General features: G+C 54.0%; 1 protein-coding gene. It reads left to right on the top strand.

Annotation, left to right across the window (positions count from 1 at the left end):
* Window positions 1-256 precede the first annotated feature (256 nt).
* Entirely contained in the window at window positions 257-451 is a 195-nt protein-coding gene (locus MOV76_RS39425) for a hypothetical protein (protein WP_247266621.1), read from the top strand.
* Window positions 452-556 lie beyond the last annotated feature (105 nt).

Here is a 556-nt window from a genome sequence, read left to right on the forward strand (position 1 = left end):
GAAATTTCTCGACTACGTTTTTTACAGAAGAGTTCCGAAATAACCGGCCCTCGCCGGCGATACTCAGCGGTCGTTTGACCTCGCTTGAGGAGGATGATGACGTTGTTTGTCCGACTTCGTTTCTTCGCAACGGTGCAGCGAGTGCGTGATCTCGTCTCGATCCGATACCGACCTACGTCGGCAATCTGACGCGTCGTAAACCCTTTGTTCCACTTTTCTAAGATGGTGCTCCCGTGTGGCGCGCCCGAGGTTTGTTATGCAAAAGCAAGCTGTCGTATTCAACGGTCAGGAAGGCGGGATCGCGGTCCCTGTCGAAAACCGCCTCAAATTCATCGCTGTCCGGTTCAATGTCATCGATTTGGACAACAGGCTCTTCGACACGGTTACCGAAATCCGGCGCGCCATTACTGAGCATCTCGCGTCCAGCGGTCGTGCGATCACCTCGCACTGAATGGCAGGAGATATTCTTCTACGTCATGCGGCGTCCGTCATCGGAGGCCGACATGAACGCAATCCCCATCTGCTTCACTACGCTGCCCGATTACGAGAACTCAAA

Source organism: Rhizobium sp. PRIMUS64 (genome assembly GCF_023006465.1).
Taxonomy (GTDB): domain Bacteria; phylum Pseudomonadota; class Alphaproteobacteria; order Rhizobiales; family Rhizobiaceae; genus Rhizobium; species Rhizobium leguminosarum.

What these genes read in the sequence shown, in the direction of transcription:
- MOV76_RS39425 (WP_247266621.1), top strand. Translation starts at nt 257, where the DNA reads ATGCAAAAGCAAGCTGTCGTATTCAACGGTCAGGAAGGCGGGATCGCG.